This is a genomic window from Acinetobacter colistiniresistens, assembly GCF_000413935.1.
GTDB classification, from domain to species: domain Bacteria; phylum Pseudomonadota; class Gammaproteobacteria; order Pseudomonadales; family Moraxellaceae; genus Acinetobacter; species Acinetobacter colistiniresistens.
In genome coordinates, this window is the sequence record NZ_KE340380.1 from 1 (window position 1) to 22882 (window position 22882).

General features: G+C 41.0%; 26 protein-coding genes. 9 read left to right on the plus strand and 17 right to left on the minus strand.

Going from position 1 to position 22882, the window contains the following annotated elements; translation table 11 throughout:
* Window positions 1–487 precede the first annotated feature (487 nt).
* The 3 genes from F907_RS10135 (at window position 488) to F907_RS10130 (ending at window position 1662) form a co-directional block, all read left to right on the plus strand.
* Complete coding sequence (locus tag F907_RS10135; protein ID WP_016652022.1) at window positions 488–1039, plus strand: hypothetical protein; 552 nt, start codon at window positions 488–490, stop codon at window positions 1037–1039.
* A 114-nt stretch (window positions 1040–1153) separates the two neighbouring features.
* Window positions 1154–1285, plus strand: a complete 132-nt coding sequence (locus tag F907_RS19365; RefSeq protein WP_005274116.1) for a KGW motif small protein — start codon at window positions 1154–1156, stop codon at window positions 1283–1285.
* A gap of 62 nt (window positions 1286–1347) precedes the next feature.
* Entirely contained in the window at window positions 1348–1662 is a 315-nt protein-coding gene (locus F907_RS10130; protein WP_016652023.1) for a YqfO family protein, read from the plus strand.
* Window positions 1663–1665: 3 nt separating this feature from the next.
* Here F907_RS10130 and F907_RS10125 read toward each other — a convergent pair whose 3' ends face one another.
* Together F907_RS10125 and F907_RS10120 are read right to left on the minus strand one after the other, a co-directional pair.
* Complete coding sequence (locus tag F907_RS10125; RefSeq protein WP_016652024.1) at window positions 1666–2811, minus strand: glycerate kinase; 1146 nt, start codon at window positions 2809–2811, stop codon at window positions 1666–1668.
* A gap of 134 nt (window positions 2812–2945) precedes the next feature.
* Window positions 2946–3746, minus strand: a complete 801-nt coding sequence (locus F907_RS10120; RefSeq protein WP_005274124.1) for an enoyl-CoA hydratase-related protein — start codon at window positions 3744–3746, stop codon at window positions 2946–2948.
* A gap of 107 nt (window positions 3747–3853) precedes the next feature.
* Between F907_RS10120 and F907_RS10115 the strand changes: the two genes are divergently transcribed.
* Window positions 3854–4426, plus strand: a complete 573-nt coding sequence (locus tag F907_RS10115; protein ID WP_162616974.1) for a nicotinate-nicotinamide nucleotide adenylyltransferase — start codon at window positions 3854–3856, stop codon at window positions 4424–4426.
* A gap of 15 nt (window positions 4427–4441) precedes the next feature.
* Here the strand turns inward: F907_RS10115 and F907_RS10110 are convergent, their stop codons facing one another.
* From F907_RS10110 to dapD, 8 genes are all read right to left on the minus strand, one after another.
* A complete protein-coding gene (locus tag F907_RS10110; RefSeq protein ID WP_016652026.1) occupies window positions 4442–4804 on the minus strand; it encodes a glyoxalase superfamily protein in 363 nt (120 codons plus the stop codon).
* Window positions 4805–4816: 12 nt separating this feature from the next.
* Window positions 4817–5386: a CAP domain-containing protein gene (locus F907_RS10105; RefSeq protein ID WP_016652027.1), complete on the minus strand. Its 570-nt coding sequence runs from the start codon at window positions 5384–5386 to the stop codon at window positions 4817–4819.
* Between the two features lie 108 nt (window positions 5387–5494).
* Window positions 5495–5956, minus strand: a complete 462-nt coding sequence (locus tag F907_RS10100) for a peroxiredoxin (RefSeq protein WP_016652028.1) — start codon at window positions 5954–5956, stop codon at window positions 5495–5497.
* 19 nt (window positions 5957–5975) lie between these two features.
* Window positions 5976–6662 (minus strand): Dph6-related ATP pyrophosphatase, encoded by a 687-nt coding sequence (locus tag F907_RS10095; protein WP_016652029.1) that lies wholly within the window; start codon window positions 6660–6662, stop codon window positions 5976–5978.
* Window positions 6663–6755: 93 nt separating this feature from the next.
* Window positions 6756–7172: a hypothetical protein gene (locus tag F907_RS10090; protein WP_016652030.1), complete on the minus strand. Its 417-nt coding sequence runs from the start codon at window positions 7170–7172 to the stop codon at window positions 6756–6758.
* 31 nt (window positions 7173–7203) lie between these two features.
* A complete protein-coding gene (gene queC, locus F907_RS10085) occupies window positions 7204–7872 on the minus strand; it encodes a 7-cyano-7-deazaguanine synthase QueC (RefSeq protein ID WP_010589729.1) in 669 nt (222 codons plus the stop codon).
* A 74-nt stretch (window positions 7873–7946) separates the two neighbouring features.
* Window positions 7947–8657, minus strand: a complete 711-nt coding sequence (queE, locus tag F907_RS10080; protein WP_016652031.1) for a 7-carboxy-7-deazaguanine synthase QueE — start codon at window positions 8655–8657, stop codon at window positions 7947–7949.
* 138 nt (window positions 8658–8795) lie between these two features.
* On the minus strand, window positions 8796–9617 hold the full coding sequence (dapD, locus tag F907_RS10075; protein ID WP_005195842.1) for a 2,3,4,5-tetrahydropyridine-2,6-dicarboxylate N-succinyltransferase: 822 nt from the start codon (window positions 9615–9617) through the stop codon (window positions 8796–8798).
* Window positions 9618–9915: 298 nt separating this feature from the next.
* Between dapD and carO the strand changes: the two genes are divergently transcribed.
* Entirely contained in the window at window positions 9916–10665 is a 750-nt protein-coding gene (gene carO, locus F907_RS10070; RefSeq protein ID WP_016652032.1) for an ornithine uptake porin CarO, read from the plus strand.
* 113 nt (window positions 10666–10778) lie between these two features.
* Here carO and F907_RS10065 read toward each other — a convergent pair whose 3' ends face one another.
* From F907_RS10065 to F907_RS10040, 6 genes are all read right to left on the minus strand, one after another.
* The gene (locus F907_RS10065) at window positions 10779–11702 is read right to left on the minus strand and encodes a CysB family HTH-type transcriptional regulator (RefSeq protein WP_005274141.1); all 924 of its coding nucleotides are present in this window, start codon (window positions 11700–11702) and stop codon (window positions 10779–10781) included.
* 53 nt (window positions 11703–11755) lie between these two features.
* The gene (locus tag F907_RS10060; RefSeq protein ID WP_016652033.1) at window positions 11756–12826 is read right to left on the minus strand and encodes a sulfate/molybdate ABC transporter ATP-binding protein; all 1071 of its coding nucleotides are present in this window, start codon (window positions 12824–12826) and stop codon (window positions 11756–11758) included.
* Between the two features lie 11 nt (window positions 12827–12837).
* A complete protein-coding gene (cysW, locus tag F907_RS10055) occupies window positions 12838–13722 on the minus strand; it encodes a sulfate ABC transporter permease subunit CysW (RefSeq protein WP_005274144.1) in 885 nt (294 codons plus the stop codon).
* Complete coding sequence (gene cysT, locus F907_RS10050) at window positions 13719–14552, minus strand: sulfate ABC transporter permease subunit CysT (protein WP_005274145.1); 834 nt, start codon at window positions 14550–14552, stop codon at window positions 13719–13721. Before cysT ends, cysW begins: the two co-directional genes overlap by 4 nt.
* Window positions 14553–14628: 76 nt before the next feature.
* Window positions 14629–15231 carry an RBBP9/YdeN family alpha/beta hydrolase gene (locus F907_RS10045; protein ID WP_016652034.1) on the minus strand — a complete coding sequence of 201 codons (603 nt, stop codon included), beginning with the start codon at window positions 15229–15231 and terminating at the stop codon, window positions 14629–14631.
* A gap of 140 nt (window positions 15232–15371) precedes the next feature.
* Complete coding sequence (locus F907_RS10040) at window positions 15372–16379, minus strand: sulfate ABC transporter substrate-binding protein (protein ID WP_016652035.1); 1008 nt, start codon at window positions 16377–16379, stop codon at window positions 15372–15374.
* A 253-nt stretch (window positions 16380–16632) separates the two neighbouring features.
* Between F907_RS10040 and pabC the strand changes: the two genes are divergently transcribed.
* The 3 genes from pabC to tmk are packed head-to-tail and all read left to right on the plus strand — an operon-like array spanning window position 16633 to window position 19125.
* Window positions 16633–17445 carry an aminodeoxychorismate lyase gene (gene pabC / locus F907_RS10035; protein ID WP_016652036.1) on the plus strand — a complete coding sequence of 271 codons (813 nt, stop codon included), beginning with the start codon at window positions 16633–16635 and terminating at the stop codon, window positions 17443–17445.
* A 1-nt stretch (window position 17446) separates the two neighbouring features.
* A complete protein-coding gene (mltG, locus tag F907_RS10030) occupies window positions 17447–18526 on the plus strand; it encodes an endolytic transglycosylase MltG (RefSeq protein WP_016652037.1) in 1080 nt (359 codons plus the stop codon).
* The gene (tmk, locus tag F907_RS10025) at window positions 18526–19125 is read left to right on the plus strand and encodes a dTMP kinase (protein ID WP_016652038.1); all 600 of its coding nucleotides are present in this window, start codon (window positions 18526–18528) and stop codon (window positions 19123–19125) included. The genes mltG and tmk overlap by 1 nt, the downstream gene beginning before the upstream one ends.
* 259 nt (window positions 19126–19384) lie before the next feature.
* Here tmk and nadB read toward each other — a convergent pair whose 3' ends face one another.
* On the minus strand, window positions 19385–21016 hold the full coding sequence (gene nadB / locus F907_RS10020; RefSeq protein ID WP_016652039.1) for an L-aspartate oxidase: 1632 nt from the start codon (window positions 21014–21016) through the stop codon (window positions 19385–19387).
* 381 nt (window positions 21017–21397) lie between these two features.
* Here nadB and F907_RS10015 point away from each other — a divergent pair, with 381 nt between their 5' ends.
* A complete protein-coding gene (locus F907_RS10015; RefSeq protein ID WP_016652040.1) occupies window positions 21398–22774 on the plus strand; it encodes a Do family serine endopeptidase in 1377 nt (458 codons plus the stop codon).
* The last annotated feature ends 108 nt before the right edge of the window (window positions 22775–22882 follow it).

The window sequence follows — 22882 nt, forward strand, 5'->3', positions numbered from 1 at the left end:
TCCTTTATTATTTTAATTAAAGTAGTATGGTGCGAACAGGAATGACTGGTATGGTACGAACAGGAATGACTGGTATGTTTATGCAGGAATATGCAGTTTGACTTTTAATTTTATTTTCATCCGCTCGGAATTTAGTAATCTGGAAGAGATGTCGCTTTTTTACAAAGAGAGATGCGGGGTGAAAGCAAATTATGATTTATTTATTGGATTGGTTTTGCTGACCTAGTTCCATTCTCTGTAGCGCAGGTTCCAATCGCCCTTGGCGTTTATGCTTGCAATGGTGCATCTTAAGTTCTTGCTTGGATCAGGAGTCAGTTATATAACGGAACTTTAATTCCAATGACCAACGGCTTAGTAATTTTATATGGTTTGGCTTTCGTGATGATACTATATGAGAAAAAGTAGTTGAAAGCCTTCCAAAAGTATAAATTATTCAGTAGATTAAGAAGGGTGTGAGTCTTTGCTCTAGTCTATTGATGTTAGGAAAATGAAAAGAAGACTTCTAGATACCGCAACAGTATTGTTAGATAAATTTGTTAATCGTTATCATGATTATGAGGACTTTTGGGCAATAGGTGTTTTATATAGCTACTGCCAGTCTTTAGATCAATCGTCATTAACATTTAATCTTATAGATCGGGACTGCTTTGGACGTGATGAATTCTTAAAGCAAGTTAATATCAAATTTTCGGACGATCTCGATAAATATTTGGCTATCCATAAGAAAAGAAGAGAGGATTTAGCTGATGCAACAATAACAATTGCATTTGATAAAGATCATAAAATATCGTCAGAAACTTTATTTGGCGACTATTTTCAAGTTCGAGTGATACTTATTGATTCGTACGGTAGGCGCTTCATGAGGTATAGTGATGGATATTGCGTGTCACATACATTGTGGTTAGAACAACGTAATTATATAGATTCATTATCGATAGAAACCCATCACATAGTGGGGAGTATTCATTTTCCATTAACACGGCCTATTAAGTCTTTACCCGATACTGATATTTTATTTAATGATATTAAGGCAGTATAGTTGAAGAGATATTGGTGAGAAACTTGTCTTTCTATTGATTACCTAATTTATTTATGAAGTTGGATCAATTCTTGCTTCTTATATTTAGACAATGAACAAAATATGAGAAGTCTGATGATGAAAAATGCAAATTATTTAAGAACAGTGCATACCAAAGATCGAGGCTGGTTTTGGTTTGGTCTAACGGTCGCGATTCAAGTGCTATTTATTGTCGTGAGTTACCTAGCGATCAATATTTCACTTTGATTATTCAGCTTTTATCGCGTTATGATTAAGATCTTATCTATTTGATTTGAGCTGTTTAAGCGATGCTAAAACTGATTTATTACGTGCCTGAGTCTCATTTGGAATCGACTAAACAAGCAATTTTTGCTGCTGGGGCGGGTGGTATTGGCAATTACGAGCATTGTGCGTGGCAAGTCAAAGGCATTGGTCAGTTTAAGCCCGTAAAAGGTGCAAATCCATTCTTAGGGCAATTGGATGAATTAGAGCAGCTTGAAGAATGGCGCGTTGAAACCATTGTTATAGAAGAAAAGGCCAGTGCTGTGGCAAAAGCTTTAAAAGTAAGCCATCCTTATGAAGAACCTGCTTTTGAATTTATCCAGATTTTAGAGATTCAATAAACTTTATTCTTTTCTAAGCATACTGCTTTGAATCAACCGAGCAATATCGGTTGCCCGTGCATGAATCAGCTCTGCCGCATTTTGACAGGCTTCTTCTAGACTGATTGGACCTGAGGTTAAAGAGAAGGCAGCAGTAACACCATGTGGGTAAAGTGCTTGGTAATCCTCTCCAAGTGTTCCTGCTATGACAATGACGGGGACATTGGTCAATTGTGCAATTTTAGCGACGCCGAATGGAGTTTTACCATTCAAGGTCTGCTCATCAAACTTTCCTTCACCTGTAATCACCCAATCCGCCCCTTGGATTTTAGCAGCAAGCTGATTCAGTTCAGCAATGACTTCGACTCCAGATCTAAACTCCGCCTTTAAGAATGTTTTAGCAGCAAAACCAAGTCCGCCTGCGGCTCCGGCACCAGCTTCATTACGTTGATCAACCCCAAGCAATTGTGCGGTGACATCGGCAAAATGGGCGAGGGCTTGATCTAACTCCAATACTTGTTGAGGTGAAGCACCTTTTTGAGGCCCAAAAATATGTGAAGCGCCATTGGCCCCACATAAAGGATTGGTCACATCGGCGGCTAATCGAAATTGGGTTTGTTGAATCCGTGGATCAAGCTGATCTAAATTGATTTTAGCTAAGTTTTGCAGTGCAATGCCGCCAGCGGCTAGGGGATTATGCTTTGCATCTAGAAATGTTGCCCCTAATGCCGTCAATAAGCCTGTACCTGCATCATTACTTGCGCTGCCGCCGACAGTCAGTACAATTTCCTTTGCACCCGCATCCAAAGCAGCGAGGATCAATTCACCTGTACCAAAAGTACTGCTGATACATGCATCTCGATCAGCAGGTTGCACCAACTGGATACCACTGGCTTGCGCCATTTCAATAATGGCAATTTTTTCTGTGGCTAACCAGCCCCATTTAGCCAGTACAGGTTCACCAAGAGGGCCTTGTACCATTTGCTCACGCCATTCCCCTGAACAAACTTCTAAGACAGCCTCGATAGAGCCCTCACCACCATCTGCCATGGGGCATTGAATGATTTCTGCATCAGGAAAGACCTGTTGCCAACCTGAAGCAATTGCTTGAGCAATCTCCTGTGCAGATAGGCTGTCTTTAAAGGAATCTGGGGCAATCACTACTTTCATAATTGTTTGTAACTTTATCTTGTTCTGACCTGAGCTTAGTCTGTCTGGTGTGGAATAGCTAGATGAATGCCAAAAAGAAAAAAGCCACTGAATTGTATCAACTCAGTGGCTTGGTTTAATCAACGATTATTGCATCAATTAAACTGAGAAAAATCAGGTTTACGTTTTTGCATAAAGGCTTGTACGGCTTCCATCATTTCAGGTGAGCGTACACGCTGCATAAAGATTTCAGCTTCATCATCCACACACTGAATGATCTCAGCCAAGTCTTGTTTCATTAGGGCTTTAGTCTGTTTGATTGAAGCCAATGGTAATGCTGCTAAATGTTGCGCTGTTTTTTGCGCTGTGGCATAAACATCTTCAACCACATCATTCACAAGATTGGCTTTAACCGCAGTTGCTGCATCAAATTTCTTCGCTGTGAAGAGTAATTCAGCGGCTTTTTGATAGCCCGCTTGTTTTACCAAGAGTCGACTTGCAGCACCTTCTGGAGATAGACCAAGGCTAACAAATGGAATTTGGAACAGGGCAGTATTGTCTGCAAATACCAGATCAGCATGTAATAAAATCGTCACGCCAATACCGATTGCGACACCTTTAACCGCAATAATCAATGGCTTAGAAAAACGAGCAGCCGCTTTTAACAATACAAAAGGAGGTTGATCACCCGCTTTGCCTTCATGTGGTTTTTGAATAAAACCCATAAAGTCTTTCATGTCATTACCCGCAGTAAAGTCTTGTTCTGCACCACGGAAAATTACCACACGAACGTCTTTATTTGCATCGGCTTCATCTAGAGCTTTTGCGATCCAAAGGTAAAGTTCGCCATAGAGTGCATTTTTTGCTTCTGAACGGTTAATGGCTAAGGTGAGTACGCCATCTTCTAAATTTGCTTGCAAATGTTGATGAGGTTGTTGAATACAGCTAAGTGTCATCGTACTATCCTTGCTTTAATCCAGATTGATTTTTAAGTGCCCTCATTATGTCGCATATTTGTCTGAATGACACAACTGATGAGTTCACAAAAAGTGAAATTACGCCTATGTACACATTTGACTATCTTGTTTTTATTGGACGCTTTCAGCCCTTTCATTTGGCACATCTAGAAACTATTGAAATTGCATTACAGCAAAGTCAGAACGTGATCTTGGCTTTGGGCTCAGCTCAATCTGAACGAAACATCAAGAATCCTTTTCTGGCGATTGAACGTGAGCAGATGATTCTGTCAAATTTCTCTGAAGATGCACAAAAGCGGATTCATTTTGTACATGTGATTGATGTTTATAATGATGAAAAATGGGTTAAACAGGTCAAAGATTTGGTCAATGGCGTCATTCAGCCAAATGCAAAAGTCGGTTTAATCGGTCATTTTAAGGATGAATCTTCGTATTATTTACGTTTATTTCCTGAGTGGCAAATGCTGGAACTAGACAGTTTAAAGAACTCGATTTCAGCAACACCGATGCGTGAAGCCTATTATCGTGGCGAGATTCAAACTGAATTTTTCCCAGCAGGGACGATACGCTTTCTGGAAGAATTTCAAAAGTCATCGGCTTATCAGAAGTTGCAGCAACATTTTGATCAAGATGATCGTTCCAATATCGATGAATCTTGAGGCTGGGGAAGAGGATTAAGCATCTTCCCAAAAAATAAGTCGATTGGAAAATGGATCGGTGATAATGAGTTCTAAAGTTTCCCAATCCGTTTTCTCAATTTGTGGCTTGGCAAATTTATAGTCTTTTGCATCAATTTCAGCATGTAGCTGTGTCAGATCTTGCCAATAAATCCGAATCGCACTGTGTGGACTGGCATCACCGAAATGTTCAGATAAGTGAATAATACAATCACCTTTAGAAACTTGTAGATAAATAGGGAAGTTATCCCCAAAGGTATGCTCCCAATCCTGTTGGAAGCCTAAATAATCAAGATAAAATGATTGGGCGAGTGGAAGATCAAAAATACGAAAAATCGGGGTGATTGAACCTGATTGCATTACTTTTTCCTTTTAACGAACACCGAAGTGCTGTGTCCAATAGTTTTTTTGCCGAACGGATTGGTCTGTGGTACAAGCGATGGCGTAATCTGTAAATTTTGGATGTATTAAATTATGACAATGGACAGGGCTCGCTAACCAGGTTGCCATAACAGCATGCAGATTTTTTTGTCCACGTGCCACATTCTCTCCGCCGCCCCGACCGTTAAATTGTGAATACTTCAAACGGGTTCTAAAATCTTGCCCTGTGATGCTGACATGTCCTAGAAAATTGTGTTGTGCCATCTCCTGAGCATGCCTCAAAGCCGTTTGATAGAGCTGATTGTTCCATTTTAATGGTGCAACTGCTGGAAAATATTGTTCGCCACATTGACGTGGATGTTGTCTAATTTCATTGATTGCATTGAGAATGACTTGTTGATAAGCAGGGTTCTGTAGATCTTGGCAGCGAATTTCAGTTGCTGCTATCGTAATTTGTGGTACTAGAGCCGACTGATCTTGGGTTGTTGTTGGTGTATTGGAATTACATGCCACTAAAAAAAACACCAAAGAGAGTGGCCAAAAAACATGGGAATGATTCATTATAAATGTCTTTCATTTAATTTTTTTAATCTATTTATCATACGTCAAACGTAATTTGCTTCAACAAAAAAGCGAGTACTGAACTCGCTTTTTTGTTACTCAACATGATTATGCTTTTTGTAATGCTTTTAAGTCTTCAAGCACTTGTTCTGCATGTCCAGCAGCTTTAACTTTACGATAGCTTTTGACCAGTTGCTTGTTATGGAAAATAAAGGTAGAGCGTTCGATGCCCATCACTTGTTTGCCATACATATTTTTTTCTTTAATCACATCGAAATGTTTACAGAGTACTTCTTCTTTATCACTGATTAAATCAATCGTGAGCGCTTGTTTTTCAGTAAAGTTCTGATGTGCTTTAACAGAATCGCGTGATACACCAATGATTTGACAATTTAAGGCATCGAATTGATCTTTTAGGCATGAAAAGCCGACTGCTTGTGTGGTACAGCCTGGGGTTGAATCTTTTGGATAGAAATAAAGAATCAACCATTCGCTGCTAAGTTCAGCAAGATTAACTTCACTTTGTGTGGTTGGGAAGCTGTGATTCGGTAATTGAATATTCTCAGACATTGCTTATCCTTCGATAAAATTAATTGTTTTCGAGCTCAAGTGTTAAAAAAGCATATTCCTCATGATAAACAATATCGCCGTGACGTACAGGAATAGCTTTGTTAAAAATTGGTCCATCAATGACCGTTGTATGGAATTCACCACCTTCACCACATGGATCAACCCCTCGATTTTCTAACTCTTGGATGTAGTCTAATGTGAGGGTTTTGCCCAGATCTTCGACTTTCATACCAAGTTTAAGATTGACGGTGACGATTACGCTGCGGAAACCAAGATTGATAAACTCTTCTACCACTTCTCTATGCGGACGTAACCACAGTGGCATGCCTAGTTTGAGTCCAACCTGTTGGGTTACACGGTCATGCCAACAACCATGTTCAGGCATATCCAGATCACCTGTTACCAGAACTTCGGCACCTTGTTGTTTGGCTTGATCGAGTAGAGCAATAAATTTATTTTCATAGTCAGCCCAACTGGAAGAGGCCATAAACACCGGTAAACCAACTGCATTTGCCTGTGCATGAATGATATCCAGTGGCATGGCATGTGAACGAGAGCGCTGGCCTTGTTCTTCTAACATCACGATTAGACCAACAGCAACGCCTGTCTGCATCGTATGGTAGAGGGCTAGGGAGCTGTCTTTGCCACCACTAAATGACACAATCGACCGCCGTCGATCAGCATTGGTTCTCCACTGCTCTTGCATACTGTTATTCAACTAATTCTAGATAAAAGGGATTTTAACAAAACCCAATAAAAAAGCCTGCATTAATGCAGGCTTTTTCTGGGCAATCCAAGCTTATTTTTTAGGAGCTTGTTGCTGAGCAGCTTTCATTGCTTCTTCAGTTAACTTTTCAAGTTTGCTTACAAGCGGAGCACCTAAGCATGCTTGTAGGTCTTTATTTTGCTGTTGTACAAAAGCTAAAGAACTTGGGCTTTTCTTCGCGTTAATTGCGCTTTGGATTTCCCATTTCTGAGCTTCGGTTACTTTACCTTGTGCGTCAATTTGGCAACCACAGAACTTGCTGACTTCTGCTGCTGTTAATTTACCGCCTTTCGCAGTTTGATCTTTACATACATTGACCAATGCTGCTTTTACATTGGTACTTTTATACGCAGTTTGTAATGGATTATCAGCTGCGTGAGTTGCTGTCGCAAATAATGCAGCAGCTGACATCATGGTAGAAAGAATAAGATTTGATTTAGAAAACTTCATATAATGTACCTAATTTTTTACCCTATATCGGTTATTCAGCGTATCGCGTAGGATCTGCAATACCTGCTTCGATAAAACCTTGTTGACGTAGACGACAACTGTCGCATTTGCCACATGCACGTCCTTGAGCATCTGCCTGATAGCAGGATACCGTTTGACTATAGTCTACGCCATGTTCGATGCCTAAGCGTATAATATTCGCTTTGGATAAATGTAACAAAGGTGTTTCAATTTTAAGGGGTTTTCCTTCAACCCCCGCTTTTGTTGCAAGACGAGCTAAATTGGCAAAAGCGTCAATAAATTCTGGACGGCAATCTGGATACCCTGAATAATCAACAGCATTGACCCCAATGACGATGGCTTCAGCGTCAAATACTTCGGCTGCTGCGAGCGCATAAGATAAGAAAATGGTGTTACGTGCTGGAACATAAGTTACAGGAATGCCTTCTTGTAATTGTTCTGGGACTTCAATGTTATGATCTGTAAGTGCAGAACCACCTAGATTACCCAAATCAATATTAATGATCCGGTGTTCTACACCTGCGCGTTGTGCAAGTGCTTTGGCTGCATCAAGTTCTGTGGTCGAACGTTGACCATACATAAAGCTCAAAGCAATGCATTCGTAGTTAGCTTGTGCCCAAGCTAGACACGTTGTTGAATCTAAACCACCAGACAATAATACGATGGCACGGGAACGCATATTATTTTCCATTATTTAACCTAAATCTAAATTGGGGAAGACCATTCTGAATGAGTAGAAAGGCTTCATGAGTTTTAACGACCAGATTCATCATTCCATAACAGTTTATGCAACTGGAGCTGGAAGCGAACAGGGAGATGGTCTTCTAAAATCCACTGTGCTAAATCGCGCGCCAATGCAGGAAGGGCGACTGCACCTTTTTCAACTGCAAAAGCGGGGGAGAACCAGACCGTACTCACTTTGTTTTGCAACTGAAACTGTTCAAGTTGTTGTCTTGACCATTCATAGTCTTCACGATTACAGATCACAAATTTAATCTGATCGTGCTGGGTTAAATAGTCAAGATTGCTGTATAGATTTCGATGATCTTCTTTGGAGGTCGGTGTTTTTAAATCCAGTACTTTAGAAACACGGGGATCAACTTTAGAGACATCTAAAGCACCACTGGTTTCCAAAGAAACGTCGAAACCGAGGTCACACAGACGCTGTAATAGGATCAGGCAATTGGGTTGAGCAAGTGGCTCACCCCCTGTGACACAAATATAGGGTGTTTTATGCTGGCTAGCAGTTTCGATAATCTGTTCGAGTGATAAACGCTCACCGCCTTCAAAAGAGTAAGTGGTATCACAATAACTACAACGTAAAGGACAGCCTGTTAAACGAATAAAAACAGTCGGTAGACCAAACGTATTCGCTTCGCCTTGCAAAGAGTAAAAGATCTCCGTAATGCGTAAACCAGCCGCAGGATCAGAGACAGGAATTGCCGAAGAACGTAAGGAAGCCATAAACAGTTACCACAAACAGGTGCCGCATAAGCAGCATGCTATATAAAAAACAAAATCTCTACGACCATGACTGATCGTAGAGACGAGGAGCAATTGAAGCTCCGAGGAACGATCAAGTTCCACAATAAATATTACAAATTAGTCAGCGCGCAATAAATCGTTCAAGCTGGTTTTTGCGCGAGTTTTCGCATCTACTTTTTTGACGATGATTGCAGCATAAAGGCTGTAAGTACCGCATTTCGATGGAAGGCTACCAGCAACAACTACAGAACCTGCTGGTACGCGACCGTAGTGAACTTCACCAGTTTCACGATCGAAGATCTTGGTTGATTGACCAATGAAAACGCCCATTGAAATCACAGAACCTTCTTCAACAATCACACCTTCAACGATTTCAGAACGTGCACCAATGAAGCAGTTATCTTCAATAATGGTCGGGTTTGCTTGTAATGGCTCTAATACACCACCAATACCAACGCCACCTGACAAATGAACATTTTTACCAATTTGTGCACATGAACCGACAGTTGCCCATGTGTCAACCATGGTACCTTCATCAACATAAGCACCAATGTTGACATAAGAAGGCATCAACACCACATTTTTTGCTTGGAAGCTACCACGTCGTGCTACTGCAGGCGGTACAACACGGACACCAGCAGCTTTGAACTGTTCTTCTGTCCAACCTGAGTATTTGGTTGCTACTTTGTCATAGAAACGAAGATCACACGCTTCAATCGGCGTATTGTCATTGAGTTTAAATGAAAGTAAAACCGCTTTTTTTAACCATTGATGAACAACCCATTCACCATCAATTTTTTCTGCAACACGGAGGGTACCGTTATCTAAACCTGTCAACGCTTCTTCTACAGCTTGACGGATTTCTGTTGGGCAGTCCGCTGCACTATAGTTGGCACGGTCTTCAAATGCTTGCTCAATGATTGTAGAAAGCTGAGACATGATCTTCCTTCTTCCAAAAAAAATTTTGTAGATTTTACACTAATTTGTAGCAAGAATCTTTGAAAAAAGTAGTTACAATATTTTGTTTTAAATTTGAGCAATAAATCTGTAATAAAAAATGGAGCTTATTGTTTTTTATCTATATTTTGCAAATACATAATTACTTCGAATTTGTATCAAAAAATAACAAAAAGTAATCAGTTTTTGTATAAAAAAATAGCGATCATTCTTTTATGCTTATTTCACAAGCAACAATTATATATTTATTTAAATAAAAGCATTTTTTGAGGAGACTTCAATGAAAGCTTTGCGTGTTATGTTAGCAGCAGGTGCATTAACAGCGATTGCAGGTACTGCATTTGCAGCAGATGAACAAGTAGTGAAGGAATCTGTATATGCGTTCCCTTCATACTTAGATCCAGTTTCAGTTCGTGCTGAGGTAGGTACTACAGGCTACGGTGGTGCAATTTCATATAGAGTCAATCCATATGTAAGCTTAAGTCTTGGTTATAATGGTGGCGATATTTCTTGGTCAGATGACCTTAAAATAAATGGCTCTAAATATGACTTGGACATGGACAATAAAACAGCATATTTAAATGCTGAGATTCGTCCTTGGGGCACAAATCCGAACAACTTTGTAAACTCAATTTATGTTGCAACAGGTGTTGGTTATTTAGATAATGATTACAAGCTTGACCGTCGTGTAGGTCAAGGGCGTAATTTCACTGTAAATAATACTGATTTTAACGCAACTTCTGATGTTCATATTGCAGGTAAAATGCGTTATAAAGATGATATCGCACCATATTTAGGTGTGGGTATCGCGCCGCAAGTGTATAAAAACATTGGTGTATTCGGTGAAGTCGGGGCTTACTATACAGGTAACCCAACAGCAACTTTACAAAATGTGAATGGCGGTACTGCGACTAACGGTAATGGTGCAAACTTAAATGATGAAATTGCTAAAGAACAAGGCAAAATTCAAGATAAAGCACGTTACGAGTGGATGCCAGTTGCGAAAGTGGGTGTGAGCTTCAAGTTCTAATCCATGCATTCAATATAAAAAAACGAGCACTATGCTCGTTTTTTATATTTTGATATCCGATCAAAGACAAACAAAAAAGGCTCTAGCTGAGCCTTTCTTTGTTCTGTAGGGGATTACTCTTCTGGATATGCCACTTTCTTTAACGCTTTAATGTCAGTTTGAGGTGAGCATAGTGAGATGAATTCATAACCATAGCCACGGAGTAGGTGTCCTTTACGCACTGCGATCCATGTCGTATTTACCCCAAAAACATCGGTTTTAATTTGTTGTAAACGATAGTCACGCTCGGCATCATAAGCGACATCATTGACAATCCCAACCCCCATATTAAGTTCAACATAGGTTTTGATAACATCGGCATCTAGTGCGGACATTACGATATCAGCATGCAATTGTGCATCTTCAAAAGCCTTATCAATTTTAGAGCGTCCTGTGAAACCACCATGATAGGTAATTAAAGGATATTCAGCTAATACGTCTAGGCTGATTTTGTCTAGTTTTGCGAGAGGATGGTCTTTTGGCGTAATGATACTGTGGTGCCACTCATAATAAGGCACGCTGGCTAAATTATCTTCTGTAGTTAACGATTCTGTTGCAATCCCGATATCTGCTTCACCTTGTAGTAACATTTCTGCAATTTCAACAGGGCTGGCCTGTTGTAAAACCAAATGTACTTTTGGAAATAGTTTTTTAAATTGGTTAACGATTGGCGGAAGGACATAACGTGCCTGTGTATGCGTTGTGGCAATTGTGAGTGTCCCTTCATCGACTTTATTAAAATCATCGGCCAGACGTTTAATATTATCTGCATCGACCAGCATGCGTTCCACGATGCTTAATAAGGATTGACCTGGTTCGGTTAAGCCAAGTAAGCGTTTACCTTTACGGACAAACAGTTGTACACCTAATTCATCTTCTAGATCTTTAATATGTTTACTGACACCAGATTGGGAGGTATAAAGTGCCGCAGATGCTTCAGTCAAATTAAAGTTTTGGCGAACTGTTTCTCGAATAATTCTGAGTTGTTGAAAGTTCATAAAAGTTTTTCCTCATAAGAGGATGGGGCGTGTTTTACCCCATCAATATTATTTTAAGCAACTTGCGTTGTTTGATCTGCGAATAAATGAAGTTGAGCCGCACTAATCCAAACGGTTTGATTTGGTTTGAATTGATGTAAGTTCGCCTCTTCTACAGTTAATAAAATTTCAATCGTTCGTCCACTACGATCTTGTAATTCAGCTACGACACGACCTGCAATCCATACTTCCCGCAAGAAGGTTGCCTCAATGGTATTGGCTTGAGGCTGAGTATGAATATGTAATTCATTTGGTCGCGCAAAGGCAATCACTTTCCCTTGCGGCGCTTCTAGGCTAGTTGGTAGCTGAATACGATCATCACCGATACGAATAATACCGCCAGTATGCTCACCTTCAAAACGATTTGCTTGACCAAGGAAATCAAAAACAAAGGGGGTTGCTGGTTTTTCGTACACTTCTCGTGGTGAACCGATTTGTTCAACGTCACCTTTGTTCATGACAATAATCTGATCTGCAACTTCTAAGGCTTCTTCCTGATCGTGTGTCACGAAGATTGAAGTAATGTGAAGTTCATCGTGCAAAGTTCGTAACCAGCGGCGTAATTCTTTACGGACTTTGGCATCTAATGCACCAAATGGCTCATCGAGTAATAAAACACGTGGTTCAACTGCCAAGGCACGTGCCAAGGCGATACGCTGGCGCTGGCCACCTGAAAGCTGAGCTGGATAGCGGTCTGCCAAAAAGCCGAGCTGTACCAAATCGAGTAAACGAGTGACACGTTTTTTGATTTCTGCTTCCGATGGGCGTGTTGCGCGTGGACGAACACGTAAACCAAAAGCAATATTGTCAAAAACAGTCATGTGACGGAACAGCGCATAGTGCTGGAATACAAAACCAACCTGACGCTCACGGACGTGAATATCCGTTGCATCTTCACCTTCAAGTAAAACCTGACCGCCGTCTGCAGACTCTAGACCTGCGATAATGCGTAGTAAGGTGGTTTTTCCACAACCAGAAGGGCCAAGCAGGGCAACCAATTCACCTTCCGGAAAGTCTAAAGAGATATTTTTCAGCGCATGGAATGCACCAAAGTGTTTTTCAATATTTTTAACTTGAATACTCATGTGTTCATTCCTTAGTGATTGGGTTGATGTTCATTTGCTTGGTCTTGGCGGACTTCTAGCCAAGTTTTCAAAATCAAAGTAATGATCGCTAAAAATGCCAGTAATGAAGACACAGCAAATGCAGCACTAAAGGTATATTCGTTATAGAGAATTTCTACATGTAACGGTAGTGTATTGGTTTGGCCGCGAATATGACCTGAAACCACAGATACTGCACCGAACTCACCCATTGCACGGGCATTACATAGAATTACACCGTAAATCAAACCCCATTTGATATTAGGCAGGGTTACTTTCCAGAAGGTTTGCCAACCTGAAGCACCGAGTACAATCGCTGCTTCTTCTTCCTCAGTCCCTTGCGCTTCCATTAAAGGAATTAACTCACGAGCAACGAAAGGAACCGTAATAAAAATGGTGGCAAGGACAATCGCAGGGACGGCATACAAGATTTTGATGTCATGGTCCATTAACCAGCTACCCATCCAGCCTTGTGTACCAAAAATCAGCACCAACATGAGGCCAGCAATGACAGGAGATACCGAGAAAGGCATATCAATAATCGTGGTTAAGATGGCTTTACCACGGAACTGGAATTTCGCAACCGCCCATGCTGCAGCAACACCAAACACGACATTAATGGGTACAGCAATGGCTGCTGTGAGTAAGGTCAGTTTGACTGCTGATAAGGTATCTGAATCAGTTAAGGCATTAATATAAACCGTCAACCCTTGTTTAAATGCTTCAACAAAAACCAAAATCAGGGGCAGAATTAAGCAGCTCAGGAAGAAGATTAGTGCAACAGTGATCAAGCTATAGCGAACCCAAGTCGGTTCACGGGTTGCATCTCTGGCTTGTAATTTGAGTGCCAAAGCATTGCCATTGGTATTTAAGCTCATTGTGCAACTCTCCCTGTACGACGGCTCGCCCATGCTTGTACCAAGTTAATTAAAAATAAAATACCGAAAGAGAGGACAAGCATGACCACAGCAATGGTGGTTGCACCGGCATAATCATATTCTTCTAAACGAGAAATAATCATCAGCGGCGCGATTTCAGTTTTATAGGGCTGGTTACCTGCAATGAAAATGACTGAGCCATATTCACCGACGCCACGGGCAAAGGCCAATGCGAAGCCTGTCAGTAAGGCAGGGAATAAAATCGGTAAAATAATTTTGGTAATGGTCTGCCAACGATTCGCACCTAAGGCAGAAGCAGCTTCTTCCAATTCGGTTTCAATATCACTAAGTACAGGCTGAACTGTACGAACCACGAAAGGTAGACCAATAAAGATCAAGGCTAATGTAATCCCGATGGGGGTATAAGCCACTTCAATCCCTAGCGGTGAAAGATATTGTCCAATCCAGCCTGTTGGTGCGTATAAAGAGGTTAATGCAATACCTGCAACAGCTGTTGGTAGGGCAAAAGGTAGATCCACTAAAGCATCAACAATGCGTTTACCAGGAAAGTTATAACGGACGAGGCACCAAGCCAGTAACAAACCAAAAATAACGTTCACTAAAGCCGCAATCAGTGCAGCACTAAAGCTCAGTTGTAAGGACTTTAAAATTCGTTCTGAGGTTAAGATTTCCCATAAGCCATCCCATCCAATCCCAAAAGATTTGATAAATACAGCAGATAAAGGAATAAGCACAATCAAAGACACGTAAGCGAGGGTGAAGCCTAATGAGAGACCAAACCCAGGCAGCACTCGGGAACGCTGCGACATGATATTTCCTCAAAGAGAAATTTTGCTAAAACAAGCAAATAAATAATGGGAATACTAAAATTACGGAAAGCTGGGGTTAGGCAAATTTCAAATTAAAATTTGCCTGACTCATTCGGACCACAGGTTGCATCTTTTTTTCAGGCAGCAAATAGTTCAGGATCTCAGGGAAGGGACCAAATCCAGATGCGACATTGATATGACCAACAGCACCTAAATTAATCGGTGTTAATTTCCATGTTTGGGCCAATTGCAAGGCATCGACATAACCTAACCAAGGATCATTTTCACTGATCAGTAAAGTGGTGGGCACTTCGATTTTGAGTTGCTGAAAATACTGTTTGTAGTCCGTCAAGCTATGTCGTGCAAAACCTGCTTCACCAAAACGGGCAGGATTTGCAGGAGCAACTAAAACCAGATTTTTCACTTTTGCGCTGAGTTCTGGATGCTCCGCAAGTGCTGCGACACTGGTCAAACAACCAAAGCTGTGGGCAACGATTTGCACAGGGGCTGGCGCAGCTGAAACTGTTTTGACAAACTGAGCAACCCATTCGCTGAGCACAGGACGATCCCAATGTTTCTGTTCAACGCGAGAGCTAGACACGAGTTGCTGTTGTAACCAAGACTGCCAATGCTGCGCTTCGCTACCACCTACACCTGGAACAATTACGGTATGAATCATGTCTATTCTCCTTAGAATCCCTCCCAACCGCCCTTTAAGAAAGGGAGGAGTGACACGAATTTAGTAACTAAACTAAGATTCGTGTAATTCCCCTCTTTTAAAAGAGGGGAGCTGCGTTTATAGCAGCGCAAGGGAGATTTTTATTTGCCTGTGCTGTTGAGCTTGACGATTTGGTCAAACACACCGCCATTATCAAAGTGAGTTTTTTGTACTTTGGTCCAGCCACCGAATTCTTGATCAATCGTCACTAATTTTAGGGGTTTGAATACATTGCTATATTTCTTTAATACAGCTGCATTGCGTGGGCGGTAGAAGTTACGTGCCGCAATCTCTTGACCCGCAGGTGAGTAGAGGTAGTTCAAATAACCACGAGCGATTTGTAAATTGCCTTTTTTCTCAGCATTTTTTTCTACGACTGCAACAGGTGGTTCAGCAAGAATTGAGAGGGATGGTGTGATAATCTCGAATTTGCCTGGCTGTTCACGTACAGCAAGATAAGCTTCATTTTCCCAAGCCAGTAATACGTCACCGATACCGCGTTCAGCAAAGGTTGTGGTTGCGCCACGTGCGCCTGAATCTAGTACTTTGGTTTGTTTATAAATTTGACGAACAAATTCTTGTGCTTTGGCATCGTTACCACCTTTTTGGTGTTTCGCCCAAGCCCAAGCACCTAAGTAGTTCCAACGTGCCCCACCTGATGTTTTTGGATTTGGTGTGATGATTTCTACACCAGGTTTAATCAGATCACCCCAGTCCTTAATTTGCTTTGGATTGTCTTTACGAACAAGGAATACAATTGTTGAAGTGTATGGCGTAGAGTTGTTTGGTAATTTCTTTTGCCAGTCTGCAGGAAGTAATTTTGCATTTTTAGCAATTTCGTCAATATCCGCTGCAAGTGCAAGCGTAACGACATCTGCATTTAAGCCATCAATTACGGCACGCGCTTGTTTACCTGAGCCGCCATGGGACTGTTTAAAGTCAATGTCTTGACCCGTACGTTGTTTCCAGAATGTGCCAAATTGTTTATTGAAATCTGTATAAAGTTCACGAGTTGGATCATAAGACACATTTAAAAATTCTTGTGCCGCAAATGAAGAAACTGAGAGTAGTGCGGCAATGACGCCAACTTTAACTTGAGATAAACGCATGAAAAACCCCTTAAAAACTAAATCACTGTTTGGAATATGTACGCAGCATAACGCCAGTTTTTTTGCAAAAAAAATAATTAAAATCGAATTTGATATGAAAAAAATGCAATTGCATAAAACAGCTAAGCTTTGCTGAATTGTTGATATAGATCTGTTTTTTTTGGCGGAAATTAAATTAACATCCTTGTTTAAAATCAAATGGTTATTTAGTATTTGTTATAAGGCTCATAGAAAGTGAATAGGTGCTTAGGTCATGCAATGTTATAAAAATGGACAATTGATTGATTCCATTCCTTTATTAGATCGAGCTTTTCATTATGGCGATGGTTGCTTTACCACAGCACGTATTTTTCACGGAATTTGGGAGCTAAAAGAATTACACTTTGCACGTTTGCAGTTGGCTTGTAAAAATTTAAGCCTTGAAGCCGATCTGAGTTTGATTGAAAGCTCTTTGCAGCACTTAGCACAACAGAATGTGCATCTCAACGGCACCTTAAAAGTCGTGATCAGTCGAGGTATCGGAGATCGAGGCTATAGCCTTCCATTACATGCTGCTGATGTATATGTCTGGTATTACCCGCGCGCAACTCAAGTTTTTCAGCCTGAATGGATTGAAAGCGGGATGTTGCATCATGCCTTAGGCTTGAATATGCCGCATTTGGTGGGTTTAAAAACCCTGAATAGATTAGAGCAGGTTTTACTCAAGCAAGAAGCGGATCAACATGGTTGGCTGGAAGCGTTGGTGAGTGATGTACAAGGTTATATTGTTGAAGGGGTGAGCAGTAATTGTTTTATTCGTATAAATGATCGATGGATTACGCCTGAACTTCGTTATAATGGCGTCCACGGTGTGATGAGAGCCAGAATCTTATCGAGAATGCAGCAATACCAGATTGAATGTGAGCAGCGGTGTATCGATATCAATGAGATTGGGCGCATCCAGAATCTATTTTTTTGTAATGCCTTACATCCCATGAAAGCGGTTGTTCGATTTAATGATCGGGCTTTAGAGCAACAACCCTATCTTGATTTATTTGAAACTTTAAAACTTAGCCAGATTGATTAATATGCCAAAGCCGCCTAATTCCAGCAAGAGCAAGAAAAAGCCTAAAGCGAAACCGAAAGCCAGATTTTCTTTTTTTAAAGCCCTTTTGATCATCATTATTATTGCGCTATTGGGGATCTTTGGTGCTGTATGGTCAAGTTTATTTAAAAATTATCCTGTAGAAGGGAAGAAACAACTTCTGGTGATTTCTTCTGGTGATACCTATTCACGATTTATTGATCGTTTAGCCAAAGAAAATAAAGTGAACTTTCCAATAGTTTTAAAGCTGTATCAGAAGTTTATGATTCATGACACCATGAAAGCGGGTGTCTATGAAATCGCAGAAGGCATGAGTATTCGTCAGGTCATGGATATGTTGGCTGATGCAGATAATGCACAGATGAATCGTATTTTGGTGATTGAAGGGACAACTTTTTCACAGCTGATCCAGAGTTTGAGAAAAGATCCGAATGTGACCAATACCTTACTCGATCTTCCGCACAGTGAGCTATTAAAGCAGTTAAATATTCCGTATACGCATCCAGAAGGTCTGTTTGCACCAGACACTTACTTCTTTGCCAAAGGTGAGACAGATAAAAAAATCTTAACTGATTTATACCGCCGTCAAATGAAATCACTGGATGAAGCATGGGCCAAGAAAGCACCGAATTTACCGTATAAAGATAAGTATGAAGCGTTGATCATGGCTTCTATTATCGAGAAAGAAACCAGTTTAGACAGTGAGTTAGAACAGGTTTCAGGTGTATTTGTGCGTCGCTTAAAAATCGGGATGCGTTTGCAAACAGATCCAACCGTGATTTATGGCATGGGTGAAAATTATAAAGGCAATATCACCCGTAATGACTTACGCACCCCAACTGCATATAACACTTATACGATCAATGGGTTACCACCAACACCAATTGCTTTACCGGGCAAAAAAGCAATCGAAGCTGCAATGCATCCTGATGATGCCAAAAATATTTATTTTGTTGCGACAGGTAATGGTGGACATAAATTTACAGCGTCTTTAGACGATCATAATCGGGCAGTGCAAGAATATTTAACTGTACTACGTTCAAAGAAAAAGCAGGGCGAATAATGTTTATTAGTTTTGAAGGGACGGAAGGTGTAGGCAAGACTACATTGATTCGTAAAATTCATCAGTACTTTGAACAGCAAGGTAAGGAAGTGGTATTAACCCGTGAGCCGGGTGGAACACCCTTGGCTGAGCAGATCCGTTCGCTATTATTGGCTGTGAATCATGAAGAGCAAATGAGTCATGATACTGAGCTACTCTTGATTTATGCCGCACGTGCACAGCATTTACAGCAAGTGATTTTACCTGCATTACAGGCAGGCAAGATTGTATTAAGTGATCGTTTTACCGATGCCAGCTTTGCTTATCAGTGTTCTGGACGTGGTTTAAGCCAAGAAAAGTTGCAACTGTTGAATCAAACTTTTGTCGCGAAAATGCCCAATATTACTTTTTGGCTGGATGCGCCAATTGAGTTGGGGATGACCCGTGCTCGAGAGCGTGGCGCCTTGGATCGTTTTGAGCAAGAGAAATTAAGTTTCTTTGCTAAAGTTCGTGCAGGTTATGAGACTTTATGGCAAGCAGAGCCTGAACGGATGAAGCGATTGGATGCGACACAGAATGCGGATGTTGTGTTTGAAGATGCTTTGCAATATTTGAGATAGGCCTTAAGCAATATCCAGTCCGAAAATAGCCTGATTTTTAGTATTTGAATTCAAGTTGTTATTTGCTATCGAGATCGGCGGCATGGATGCCGCCAAGTTGGGCAGGGGTAACAAGGATGTACCCTCTGTCCAACAAGGGATTTTTGATTACTTTGATCCTTCAAAGTAATGTATTGCCCATACAAATAGTATTTAATTATTCTGACTATATAAGATAAGGCAGTGACAATTAAAAAATAATTGGTGAATAAATTGAGAATTATTCATTCACCAACGGCTGTTCCACTTTAAAATTCGGTGGCGTTAACACCGTTTTGCGAATCTCATTTGAGAGTTCAGGATAATCCAGTGTGTAATGTAGACCACGTGATTCCTTACGTTCCATTGCACAACGTACAATCATTTCTGAAACTAAAACCAAGTTACGCAATTCAATCAGATTCTTACTGACACGATAATCCTGATAATACTCAGTGATTTCACGTTTCAACATTTCAATACGGTGCAAGGCACGTTGTAAGCGTTTGGTGGTACGCACAATACCGACATAGTTCCACATGGTGGAACGTAGCTCATCCCAATTTTGCAGAATCACCACGTCTTCATCGGCATCGGTGACTTGGGTTTCGTCCCATGTTGGAACATCAGGGAATTTAAACTCAGCATCAAATTTTTGTTGGATATCTTCTGCTGCACTCATGCCATAAACGAAACATTCAAGTAAGGAGTTACTCGCCATGCGGTTAGCGCCGTGTAGACCGGTATATGAGGTCTCACCAATTGCATATAAACCGTCTAAATCAGTTTGGCTATGTTCATCCACCACTACACCGCCACAGGTGTAATGCGCTGCAGGCACAACTGGGATCATATCTTTGGTGATATCAATGCCAAGCTCAAGCAAACGTGCATATAGGGTCGGGAAGTGTTCGATAATGAATTCTGGAGATTTATGGGTGATGTCTAACCAAACATGACGAATCCCTAAGCGTTTGATTTCATGGTCGATGGTACGTGCCACAATATCACGCGGCGCGAGTTCAGCACGTTCATCAAAACGCAGCATAAAACGTTCGCCGTCTGGTAAGCGTAAATAAGCACCTTCACCACGCATTGCTTCGGTAATTAGGAAAGAACGGGCTTTCGGGTGATATAAACAAGTTGGATGGAATTGGTTAAATTCCATATTGGCGACACGACATCCCGCACGATAAGCCATGGCAATCCCATCGCCTGTTGCGATGTCTGGGTTTGAGGTGTATAGATACGCTTTCATTGCACCACCACAGGCAAGTGCAGTAAATGGTGCTAAGAAAGTATGAACCTGTTCGTTGGTTTCATCTAAAGCATAAAGACCGATTGATCGATTGGCTTGGTCTTGATGGCCAAGTTTATGCAGAGTAATTAAATCAATCGCAATATAATTTTCAAAAATCGTAATATTTTTTCGTTCTTTGGCGCGTTCAACCAAGGTGGTTGAAATGGCTTTACCAGTGGCATCGGCAGAGTGAATGATACGACGTTGTGAGTGGCCACCTTCACGGGTCAGGTGTAACTGCTCATCATCATCTAAAGTAAATTGCACGCCTTGCTTAAGCAGGAAGTCAACCGAAGGTTTACCACCTTCAACGGTATGTTTTACAGCATCCAACTCGCAAAGATGACCGCCTGCAATCATAGTGTCATTAATGTGTTGTTGAATAGAATCTGTTTCGTCTAAGACTGCAGCAACACCGCCTTGCGCATAGAAGGTACTGGCCTCTGTCAATGCTGCCTTGGCTAAAATTGCAATGTTGTAATGACTTGGTAAAGAGAGTGCGAGGCTTAAACCTGCACCACCACTGCCCACAATAATCACATCAAAATGGTGAATTGTTTTTAAATCAGGCATGTCGTCGATCTGCTTCAGTTTTAAACGTTCGCTAATGACACCGCTTTTTGATCAAAAAGGCAAGGGCTAATCTGCCTAGAATTGAATGAATTTTTAGCGAATGCGATTTATTTACTTATTAATTTTTGCCCCAATTGTATGAATGTGAAAATGATTACGTTTCAATACATTGTTTTAATCTGTGATTAAGCTCCCCAAGATAAAACCATTCTTAGACAGTGGATCATGGCGTGTTTCTCCATAGTTTATTCACATTTCATCATTCTAGATCGTTGTATGCATTGAAAATATAAACATATTTTTACGAAAAGAATGGTAGGGTTATGCTAAAAACATAGACCTAAATCTTATTTTAATCATCAGTATGTGGGTTCTTGCTTCATGAAAAGTCGCTATTTACAACAAGGAATGTATGCTGCGGTATTTACGATAGCAGCATCTCAAGTCAATGCTGCATCGCCAGTAGATTTTTCAAATCTGGTTGAGCAGGTCAGCCCTGCTGTTGTGAGTGTCAATGTTGTAAAGAAAATGACTCAGGAAGAGTTATTGCAACAACAAGTCCCTGAAATTTTACGTCGTTTTTTTGGTAATCAGGTGATTATCCCACAACAGCAGGGGCCTCAAGAAAAAACTGGCTATGGCAGTGCATTTTTTATTGGTAAGGACGGTTATTTATTAACGAATCGTCACGTGGTTGAAAATGCTTCCCGTATCAGTATTATCCTGAATGATCGTCGAGAATTAGATGCCACGCTCGTTGGAAGTGATGAGCGTACCGATATTGCGCTACTCAAAGTCACTGGAAATAACTTTCCAGAGTTAAAAATTGGTAATGTCGATCAACTTCGTGTGGGTGAACCTGTATTGGCAATTGGTTCACCATTCGGTTTTGACTACTCGGCTTCGGCGGGGATTGTCAGTGCGAAATCACGTAATATGAGTGGTGAAACGTCTGTTCCCTTTATTCAAACGGACGCTGCTCTGAATCCGGGTAACTCAGGTGGTCCATTGTTCAACCAACGTGGTGAGGTTGTTGGGGTGAATTCACGTATCTTCAGTGGTACGGGCGGCTATATGGGCTTATCCTTCTCGATTCCGATCGATGTGGCAATGGATGTTGTACAGCAGTTGAAAACAACAGGTAAGGTGACTCGCTCATATCTTGGTATTATGATGCAGGATATTGATCGTAATCTGGCAGAAGCCTATAAGTTACCGAAACCAGAAGGTTCTTTGATTACTCAGGTTGCACCGAAATCGCCAGCAGAAAAAGCAGGTCTGAAATCGGGCGATGTGATTTTGAAAGCCAATGGTGCTTCAATTTCACGTACCAGCGATTTACTTTACTCACTTAACCGTATTGCGCCGAATCAAACGGTTCAATTAGAAATTCTGCGTGATGATAAAACACGTACGATCTCAGCAACATTGGGCACTGCGCCAGATGATACGGCTGCTGATGCTGAGAAAAATAACCCGACTAGTGGTTTGGGTATGAGTATTCGTGATTTAAGCGCAGCTGAACAAGCGCGTTTAGATGTGCGTGGTGGTATCTTGATTCAAGATGTGAAGCGTGGCGGTACGGCTTCTTTATCCAATCTGGTTGCTGGTGATGTGATTGTACAAGTGAATGGTACAGCAATTACCAATAGCCAGCAGTTTGCAAGAACGGTTTCGGCTTTGCCGAAGAATAGTGTTGCGCGTGTAACGATTATTCGCCAAGGTCAACGTGCAATCCTTGGGTTGCGTTTACCTTAAGATTTAAATTTTATTGAATACTACTTAAATAAAAACCACTCTAGAATTAGGGTGGTTTTTATTTTGAAATCCTGTTGTGTTTAGACTAGTGTAGCTAGCGAAACGTTG

Coding starts and splice junctions, on each gene's coding strand:
- F907_RS19365 (WP_005274116.1), top strand. CDS start 1,154: ATGATGAAAAATGCAAATTATTTAAGAACAGTGCATACCAAAGATCGA.
- F907_RS10090 (WP_016652030.1), bottom strand. CDS start 7,172: ATGAAGTTTTCTAAATCAAATCTTATTCTTTCTACCATGATGTCAGCT.
- queE (WP_016652031.1), bottom strand. CDS start 8,657: ATGGCTTCCTTACGTTCTTCGGCAATTCCTGTCTCTGATCCTGCGGCT.
- F907_RS10110 (WP_016652026.1), bottom strand. CDS start 4,804: ATGCAATCAGGTTCAATCACCCCGATTTTTCGTATTTTTGATCTTCCA.
- nadB (WP_016652039.1), bottom strand. CDS start 21,016: ATGCCTGATTTAAAAACAATTCACCATTTTGATGTGATTATTGTGGGC.
- F907_RS10130 (WP_016652023.1), top strand. CDS start 1,348: ATGCTAAAACTGATTTATTACGTGCCTGAGTCTCATTTGGAATCGACT.
- F907_RS10125 (WP_016652024.1), bottom strand. CDS start 2,811: ATGAAAGTAGTGATTGCCCCAGATTCCTTTAAAGACAGCCTATCTGCA.
- F907_RS10100 (WP_016652028.1), bottom strand. CDS start 5,956: ATGTCTGAGAATATTCAATTACCGAATCACAGCTTCCCAACCACACAA.
- F907_RS10095 (WP_016652029.1), bottom strand. CDS start 6,662: ATGCAAGAGCAGTGGAGAACCAATGCTGATCGACGGCGGTCGATTGTG.
- F907_RS10040 (WP_016652035.1), bottom strand. CDS start 16,379: ATGCGTTTATCTCAAGTTAAAGTTGGCGTCATTGCCGCACTACTCTCA.
- F907_RS10115 (WP_162616974.1), top strand. CDS start 3,854: ATGTACACATTTGACTATCTTGTTTTTATTGGACGCTTTCAGCCCTTT.
- carO (WP_016652032.1), top strand. CDS start 9,916: ATGAAAGCTTTGCGTGTTATGTTAGCAGCAGGTGCATTAACAGCGATT.
- queC (WP_010589729.1), bottom strand. CDS start 7,872: ATGCGTTCCCGTGCCATCGTATTATTGTCTGGTGGTTTAGATTCAACA.
- mltG (WP_016652037.1), top strand. CDS start 17,447: ATGCCAAAGCCGCCTAATTCCAGCAAGAGCAAGAAAAAGCCTAAAGCG.
- cysT (WP_005274145.1), bottom strand. CDS start 14,552: ATGTCGCAGCGTTCCCGAGTGCTGCCTGGGTTTGGTCTCTCATTAGGC.
- F907_RS10060 (WP_016652033.1), bottom strand. CDS start 12,826: ATGAGTATTCAAGTTAAAAATATTGAAAAACACTTTGGTGCATTCCAT.
- tmk (WP_016652038.1), top strand. CDS start 18,526: ATGTTTATTAGTTTTGAAGGGACGGAAGGTGTAGGCAAGACTACATTG.
- F907_RS10015 (WP_016652040.1), top strand. CDS start 21,398: ATGAAAAGTCGCTATTTACAACAAGGAATGTATGCTGCGGTATTTACG.
- pabC (WP_016652036.1), top strand. CDS start 16,633: ATGCAATGTTATAAAAATGGACAATTGATTGATTCCATTCCTTTATTA.
- F907_RS10045 (WP_016652034.1), bottom strand. CDS start 15,231: ATGATTCATACCGTAATTGTTCCAGGTGTAGGTGGTAGCGAAGCGCAG.
- F907_RS10105 (WP_016652027.1), bottom strand. CDS start 5,386: ATGAATCATTCCCATGTTTTTTGGCCACTCTCTTTGGTGTTTTTTTTA.
- cysW (WP_005274144.1), bottom strand. CDS start 13,722: ATGAGCTTAAATACCAATGGCAATGCTTTGGCACTCAAATTACAAGCC.
- dapD (WP_005195842.1), bottom strand. CDS start 9,617: ATGTCTCAGCTTTCTACAATCATTGAGCAAGCATTTGAAGACCGTGCC.
- F907_RS10135 (WP_016652022.1), top strand. CDS start 488: ATGAAAAGAAGACTTCTAGATACCGCAACAGTATTGTTAGATAAATTT.
- F907_RS10120 (WP_005274124.1), bottom strand. CDS start 3,746: ATGACACTTAGCTGTATTCAACAACCTCATCAACATTTGCAAGCAAAT.
- F907_RS10065 (WP_005274141.1), bottom strand. CDS start 11,702: ATGAACTTTCAACAACTCAGAATTATTCGAGAAACAGTTCGCCAAAAC.